This is a genomic window from Shewanella sp. MF05913 (assembly GCF_059758095.1).
In genome coordinates, this window is the sequence record NZ_JCAYNT010000027.1 from 45,295 (window position 1) to 53,218 (window position 7,924).

Consider the following 7,924-nt stretch of genomic DNA (forward strand, 5'->3'; position numbering starts at 1 on the left):
AGAACCATTTAGTGATATAGAAACGAATTACACACCTTCAACTAAATTTTTCTAAGGCAAATTCACACTATTGATGATGAATGAGTATTTACTCTGAATGGTTTTGGGCAGAAATGTGTTGGCCACTCTAACTTGAAAATGGACAAAAGCCTGTTGGAAGATTTTTTTTATAAAAGTTTGCCCTGACCAGACTAAATTTAAAAACTAAATTAAATTTTCATTGGCGTCAAAGGTTGACTTCGATAAGCCGGCTTAAAACTCATTTGAGGATAAATCTAAATTTTACTATATTGGAGGGGATAGCTAATAATACATTGACTTACAACACTTATATGTCACATTGATGAAAACGAAATCTTGGGCTTATCTTTGTCTAAAATCACGAAAACAGCAAAAGAAGGGACGCTATAATGCAAGGTAAGCAGTTAAAATCTGACATTAATCAGTCGATAGATGTTGAAACTTATCTATGTAGTCAGTGTCGCCATGAGATTCCAAAAGATGCATTACTGTGTTCAAAATGCAATTCGTATCAAGATTGGCGCAGATACATCTCAGGATCGCAAATATCACTTGCCCTTATAGCTGCAATCCTATCAATCACTGGAATTGTTATACCTGAAATGTACAGGCTGTTTCATGAGCCAATATCAAAAGCAACTATATCAACGTCATCTGTTGACGGAACTACTTTAAGAGTAACAGTGTTAAATAGAGGTGACGCTTCTGCCGTATTAACAAAATCATGGATGGATAGCGAGTATTTGGCGGGGGCTACGGTAGTTCGTCTTCGCAATGACAATGACGCATTAATTCCACCTGGTAGCAAACTTGTTATTTTTGACATTATTCCTTTGTTATCTGAACTACAGTCATATGAAGGCTCTATGGAGATGCTTGGTTACGGGTTCAGTAAGGCTGAAATTCCAAAGACAGAAGTTCGATTTGAGCTAGTACAATCTAACGGAGATCTTATAATTCAATCTGTTAAGTTAAATGCTGACGATCTTTTTAATTTATTAAGAGCCAACTCTAATCGCTGCTCAGCGGTTGCAGAGCCGAACTTTGATAATGGATGTATTGGTCCAGGGGAATTAGAGTAACGTTTTGCTAAAATCTGACTTGGCACTATCAAAGTCGTCAAATTTAGCATTACTAAAATTTGGTCAACTACCTATCATCAAGCTAGATACACCACTCGAGTAGCAACTCTTAATGGAGGCTGAGTCAAATCAGATGGGGTAATACTTGTCTTCATAAGCTTCGACAAATGAGATCAGCTTTTCAAGCTCTTTACATTCCAGAGTCCCAGGCTCTGAATCGAATATAGATTCAATTCTTTTCAATGCAGCTTTGTACTGAACTTCTGAAAGCTCAATACCCAGTTTATAATCTTCTGCTGTGTAAGAGGAAGTATCCTGAACCTGCTCTTTTTCTGGCAACAACTTTTTTACTCATTTACCGTTTCTCGACTAAAAATACATTAGGTAATGTATAGCATAGTGAGTTGCTAGCCATAATGTAAAGCATGGCTTGAAACACATAATGGGGCAAAGATTTGCCAGTAATAAACCCGTTGCCTTTTGCTGATAAAGTAGCCCTAGGTTGTAGGGCCATTTTATATTAGCAATCTGTACTTTCTGAAAGTAATAGAGCATCTTCTAATTCAACACCAAGATATCTTATCGTATTGTCTACCTTTGAATGACCTAGTAAAAGTTGAACTGCTCGAATATTTTTTGTTTTTGCATAGACAAGAGTAGCCTTGGTTCGCCTCATAGAGTGGGTTCCATATAGGTTTGGATCTAATCCCAGATCGGATGCCCATTTCCTAACAATGTATCTATAGTATGAGTAGCTAATCGACTGTTGCTTTAATCTAGGACTGGGGAAAACAAAATCGCTTGCGCTTAACGATGCAAGCAAGATCCATTTAATCAGACTTTGTTGGGTTCTTGAGGTGATTTCAAACTGAACTTCAATGTCAGTCTTCTGTTGGATATGCTTAACTCGATTAAATATCCGGTCTTGAGAAGCAATATCGCATACTTTCAAAGGTAATAAGTCGCTCGCCCTAAGTTTGCTATCAATAGCCAAATTGAGCAGTGCCAACTGCATCAAATTACTCTCAATCTCAAGTCTAGTACGAATACGCCAAATTTCTTCAAGCCGAAAAGGCTTTTTGACGCCACTTCGTTGCCCACGGTTTAATATGACCATGATGACCTACTTTTTGGTTGCTTGGTCATCATGATTATAGTTAGTAGGGGTTGGACAAAAGTAAGTTGGGGAAACAACTTTTTCACTTTGCCTTTTTAAAAAATTTACCCTAACCCTAATAAATTTTTTCAATTCAACCTTATGGATAGTTAGTCACAAAAAAGATTTAAAAATCTGATTATCTAGTGTTTTACGGTATCTGTTGTATGTTAACTTACGAGGATGATTGAAACATGGGAGGCTTGTCAGATGACTGATTTTAGCCATAAGCGTTGGAAAGTTGAGGCTGTGGCGTTTTACGCTTTACAGTCAATCAAAGGTGTCGGTTTTCATACGCTGAATAATCTTGCCAAGGCTGGAATTAGCTTTCATGACCTTTTGTTTTCAAAAGATGTTGAATACTTTGAGCAGTCCTTAGGTATAACCTACTCTCAAGAAGATATTAGCGAGGCTGAAGGTTGGGAGCGTATGCAAAGCGCATACTGGTCAATAGGCTTGGAAACGGCATCAAGTATTGGTAAGCAAGGGATTGGTGTTATTTTTAATCAACAAGATACTTTTCCCCCTCAACTCAGAGCAATTACAAATCCACCGATGTGGCTTTTTGTTCAAGGAAATATCAACAATCTCTACAAACCGTCAGTAGCTATAGTTGGGAGTCGAAATACTTCTGATGATGGCCTTTGGCTTACCAAATATATTGCATCTGCATTATCTGACTCAGATGTCGTTACTGTAAGCGGTTTAGCTGAAGGTGTAGACCAGAAGGCTCACGTAGAATCTATGCGGTTTGATGTCCCTACAGTGGCGGTTCTTGGTACAGGTATGGATAGTAATTATCCCAAAGGCTCCGATAAAGTTCGTGCTGAAATTTTGAAGAAAGGTGGAACTATTGTTTCTGAGTATCTCTTAAAGCAAAGCTACAGCGCTGAAAACTTTGTCAGGCGCAACAGAATACAAGCTGGTCTTGCTAATGCTGTTATCCCCGTCGAGTGGAAAATAAAAAGCGGGACAGCTCATACAGTCAAGTATACAAAAGATTTTGGACGTCATTTATTGATGCCCTATTTACCTAAAAGCACTAATAACAAGGACGAGTTACTTCTGGTGCAATCCTATGAAAAAGGAAAAGTTTTCATGATTCCACAGGAGGGAAGTGTGTTAATGGACATAATACGCAACTTTAATTCGGATGAGTTTCACTTCGTCAACCAAGAATCTGTCCAGCAGTTACCATTTGACCTAGATTAGGAGTCTGTATGGCAGTAAAACTTAAAGGCGTTATCTTAAGCATTGAAGATGTTTTATTGAATAAAGGAACTATCGATAAAGGTATTTTTGCGCAAGTTGAATTGATGATGAACTTTTTCAAATTGAAGGGCATTACTCCTTGTTTACTTTCTAATCAGAAGTGGACTATCGGTGATGGTCAGTGTTTGTTTGCGGCTTTGAAAGGGAGATTCCCTGAGTTAATGGTGTTTAGTCGTCATCTGGATAACGCTGTGCCACCTAAGCCACAGGCTGCTTCTACTGCTTATGTTATGAAGCAGATGGGTTGGGGGGATGCCGAAGCACTTTACATCGGTAGTACTGAAAATGACATGCGAACAGCGGTGAATGGTGGTCTTTTATTTTTAAAAGCAGCTTGGTACAACAAGGGTACTGATTATGGTTTTGAGTTTTCAGAACCGAAGCAAATTGCTCGATTTATTGACACGCTTTGTTTACGAGAGCACTTTTGGAGTCATGAGATTATTGATGGTGATTTCGAATACTATTGCTTAGCACCTTTTAGCACTTATCTCCAACAGTATAAGCCTTACTCTGAAGATGCTCGAGCTGCTGCCAAATTTGGTTCAGGGCATCCAGATTTCTGGCTTTCTGCTTTAGTAACTAGTATGTATTTTACTGGAATACATAAAAAAATTGATTATATTGCTGCTTACCCTGGTCATGGGGCTGGTGTCGGTAATGATAAGATGAATGATGATTTAATGACATTTGGTAAGTGTTTCCGAAAAGGATATTTGCACAACCTTATTGAACGTCACACTACTTCTTTGAAATCTCAAACTGCTCGAAATCAAGGTGTAGCTTTAGACCATTTAAATCAACTGAATACTATAAAGCTAAACGCTTTGCCAATTAAGAACTTTAAAACGACTTACAAGAACACTCCTGTAAAAGGTGGGAAAACAGTTTTATTGGTAGATGACATTTGTACCAAAGGATACTCTTTAGAATCTGCTCGAAAATATATTGCTAGAACAGGTGCGAAGACCGTTATGGTTACATGGTTGAAAACGATTAATACGGATATAGATACCGTTGGTAACTTAGGGTTGTTTAATCCATATGTTGCAAATAACTTTACTGTCGCCCCTCCTGGTAAAACTTATGGCTACCATCAACATCTAGTTGACCATCATGCATCTGGAGAGTTAGGAGAGCAGTTCAAGAGATTTCTCTCTTGGGATTGGCCGTAATTCTAAAACTTAAAGCCGCTCATTGAGTTGTTTGTAGTGGCATCATAAGCACTAATCGCTTCAACCTCAGCATGGTTGCCACCAATTTTTTGTGTGAATCCTTCGACAATGACTTGCCCGCCTAGAACGAGAATGCAACCTACCGGAGGATTTGGTTGGCACTCAGGCTGAGCAGCCCGAGATATACCTCCAATGCTTTGTAAGCGTCCGGCAAACTACGGCTTGCCTAGTTTAACCTGCCAGGGTAAGAGGCTGTTGAGGTCACAATTAGGGTTTGATAGTTGCTCTAAGCAGTGTTCGATGTAATCGGACGGGGGTGAATTCATTCGCTTTGGCCGTTTCTATGATACTGTACAAAATAGCACTCGCCTCTGCGCCACGGTGGTTGTGGTTAAACAGTCAGTTTTTGCGCCCTATCACAAACGGTTTCACAGCCCGCTCTGCACGGTTGTTGTCGATATTAAGTTGGCTATTTTCTGTATAACGGCCACGCTAACTTGAAAATGGACAATTCCGAGTTACGATGAACAAGTACAGCTGAACTTTCTGATAACGTATTCTATGCCAAACACATCAATTGACGACAAAGTAGTGGCCAATTTTGCTAAACCACTACATTCGAAAAGATATACAAACTGTCTGAAGCGCTAGAGTGCGATGTCAAGATATTCTACCTTAATATAAAGTAACTTTTTTCGTGGTTCAAATTACCTGATAGGTTTTACTACTTCTGGAATTAATTCTGAAAGGCGAGATTCAAGTTCTTTTACTCTTTGAATTAACATTAATTCTCTGTTTAGCACCTGATGATAAAGAGCCTCACTCATGATTAATTTTTCTTTTTTATTCTTAAGTTGTTGCTCCAGTTTTTGAATTCTGCTCATTGGAGGGGAATATTTTTTTGCAGATTTTTTTATTTCGTTAATTAGCGTTTGATAATGCTTTCCTCTTGACGGTTTAATTGCTCCTATTCCTACACCAGCTTCTAAACATACCGAGTTTTGAGTGATTTTGTATTCTCCATTTTTCAAAACATTTGGTTTATTGTTTATTAGCCTTTCTAGTGCTGAATAATAGTTATCTAATGCGCTCATTTGGTTAACCTCACATTATTTTTTTGGGCAAATTTAAGTAATGCATCTAAATCAGCTTTTTCTGAATAGTATTCTATAGAGTTTGGATTTAATTCCGCCGCCTCCCTTTGTAAAATACTAATCCGGTAATCCCCAGGGCGACCGCATGAGTGATTAAATTTCAAGCAAACTGGTAAATCCTGCCCTTAACACTTCTTCTAAATACTCAGGTTTCATCCATGCTCGTTTTTGTTTCATCGGGATACTTCCCTTAGATGATTCTGAGCGGAGCATATTTAACGATAGTTTGCGTAATAATGACCAATTCTCTGCTGCATGATTTTGATAAATCTGGCAATGGTCTTCACCCATTGAAGCATCCAAAACCCAGTGTAAACTGTTTTCGATAAACCAGTGAGAGCGCACTGCATCTGCAAATTTCTGCTCTGGTAATTCTGCCGAACTTATATAGTATCGATAGGTTAATGCCCCCTTACCATTGCAATGTCTATAGCTCATCGCCATGCCAATTGAATGTAAACCCTGCCATTCACTAAAGTCACCTTCAAGCTCATTTGCACTAAGTACATGATAAGCTCGCGCTTCAACTCTACCGTGTTTGTTCTCGATAGCTAGCGGTGATAAAGGGGCTTTGCGGACTGAGGAAAAAGCCGACATTATCGCGTCATGCAATGATTTTTGATTCGATTTTACAGCAAGTAGATAATCACCATCTTGCTTAACTATTTGTGCGGCGATTGACTTCTGACATCCCATTGCATCGATGGAAACAAGTTTTTCTCTTATATCTAAGAGTTGCAGCAAATCAGGAATGGCGGTGATTTCGTTAGATTTGTCACTGGTCTTTAACTGACCCAGCACTAACTTATTTTCGCAAGCAAATGCGTTGACCATGTGTATCGTTGATAAACGGTCATTACGATGATAAGAACGCTTTAACGTTTTTCCATCTATCGCAATAAGTTGGCCATCACTTGCACTATGGACGGCTTGCATCCATTGCATGAAACATGCACTAAACTCATCTGGGTCAATACGAGAAATAATTCGAGCAATCGTATCATCAGCAGGTACACCTTCCTTTAAGTAACCGTGCTTTTGAAACCACGCTAGATGACCATCAGCATAACAATGTATATCTGCCCAACCCTCAGCGCCTGCGATGACGGCACATAAGCTCACAAATAAGATATCCTCTAAAGGATGGTACCTTGGCCGTTTGGCGCTGGTCGATGATGTGACTAAAGTGGCTTGTGAAGGCTTCGATATACATGCTTATACTCCTGAAAAGAGAGTATAAGATCACGAACGCTGTATTAGGTCAAATAAGATTTAATCGATAGCGTATTTTGTTTAAAAAACGTTCGCGATCTCACCCCTCTTTCAATTTTGAAGGTTTGATAGCTGCTTGTTCACAGGTGAGGCAGGATATGAAACTGCGTGTTAGAAAGGAGTCACAAGGGTGGGTTGATGCACAACCACCTAATGCAGTCTCTTTATATGCTAGTTGTCCTGTTTTAAATTTCTTCATTGTTTGCGCTCTATTCTCTAATAAAATAGAGTTTTGTTCTTCTTTTGTATGTCCTTTTTCTCCTTTTTTATCAAGAGATAACCCGAGAGGCCCAAGTAGTGGTTCTTTGTCGAATAAGATATTGATTGCTTGAGCAGTAAAATCGGCAAGAGGCTTATTAAGTGCCTATACTTTTGCAATATGTTTATCACCAAGGCTAAATAGTCCTGAAGAGTTTTCTGCACCATTAGCATAGTAAAAGGTAACCTCTTTGAGTAAATGCTTTAGCTGTTGCTGAAGAGAGCCCATTGATACTAATCCACTTTGAGCTGCGTATACAGCCAATGAGCGTCTATATTGGTGAGAAGTAAAGTGCCATTCCTGAGAAACACAAAAGTTATCATTTATATCTCTCCAATTTCTTTCTGGGTCTATTCTTTCAAGGAAAGTAAGATCTTCCTCGGTGATGATAAAGATATCTCGATTGCCCCCTGTGTCAGGATAGTTGTCGCCTCAGTTTTTCATAAAAATAAAACAGGGAGCGGTAAGTTTGTTATGAATGAAGCATTATCCAGAAGAGCATAAGCAAGCCGTCATTAGAAAGCTCCTTGAAA

General features: G+C 38.9%; 6 protein-coding genes and 2 pseudogenes. 3 read left to right on the forward strand and 5 right to left on the reverse strand.

Annotation, left to right across the window (positions count from 1 at the left end; all coding sequences use genetic code 11):
- Window positions 1-410: 410 nt before the first annotated feature.
- Complete coding sequence (locus tag AC19MV_RS21175) at window positions 411-1,103, forward strand: hypothetical protein (protein WP_432339147.1); 693 nt, start codon at window positions 411-413, stop codon at window positions 1,101-1,103.
- Window positions 1,104-1,232: 129 nt separating this feature from the next.
- On the opposite strand, the gene AC19MV_RS21180 is transcribed toward AC19MV_RS21175, so the two are convergent.
- Both AC19MV_RS21180 and AC19MV_RS21185 read right to left on the reverse strand, forming a co-directional pair.
- Complete coding sequence (locus AC19MV_RS21180) at window positions 1,233-1,445, reverse strand: hypothetical protein (RefSeq protein WP_432339148.1); 213 nt, start codon at window positions 1,443-1,445, stop codon at window positions 1,233-1,235.
- Between the two features lie 178 nt (window positions 1,446-1,623).
- Window positions 1,624-2,220 carry a tyrosine-type recombinase/integrase gene (locus AC19MV_RS21185; protein ID WP_498309860.1) on the reverse strand — a complete coding sequence of 199 codons (597 nt, stop codon included), beginning with the start codon at window positions 2,218-2,220 and terminating at the stop codon, window positions 1,624-1,626.
- A 249-nt stretch (window positions 2,221-2,469) separates the two neighbouring features.
- Between AC19MV_RS21185 and AC19MV_RS21190 the strand changes: the two genes are divergently transcribed.
- Together AC19MV_RS21190 and AC19MV_RS21195 are read left to right on the forward strand one after the other, a co-directional pair.
- On the forward strand, window positions 2,470-3,471 hold the full coding sequence (locus AC19MV_RS21190; RefSeq protein WP_432339150.1) for a DNA-processing protein DprA: 1,002 nt from the start codon (window positions 2,470-2,472) through the stop codon (window positions 3,469-3,471).
- An 8-nt stretch (window positions 3,472-3,479) separates the two neighbouring features.
- Entirely contained in the window at window positions 3,480-4,706 is a 1,227-nt protein-coding gene (locus AC19MV_RS21195) for a hypothetical protein (RefSeq protein WP_432339151.1), read from the forward strand.
- 215 nt (window positions 4,707-4,921) lie between these two features.
- On the opposite strand, the pseudogene AC19MV_RS21200 reads toward AC19MV_RS21195, so the two are convergent.
- The 3 genes and pseudogenes from AC19MV_RS21200 to AC19MV_RS21210 form a co-directional block, all read right to left on the reverse strand.
- Window positions 4,922-5,192, reverse strand: a pseudogene (locus AC19MV_RS21200) (IS66 family transposase); the annotation flags it as partial.
- A 221-nt stretch (window positions 5,193-5,413) separates the two neighbouring features.
- Complete coding sequence (locus AC19MV_RS21205) at window positions 5,414-5,800, reverse strand: hypothetical protein (RefSeq protein WP_223418812.1); 387 nt, start codon at window positions 5,798-5,800, stop codon at window positions 5,414-5,416.
- 153 nt (window positions 5,801-5,953) lie between these two features.
- Window positions 5,954-7,073 (reverse strand): annotated as a pseudogene (locus AC19MV_RS21210) (ISAs1 family transposase).
- Window positions 7,074-7,924 lie beyond the last annotated feature (851 nt).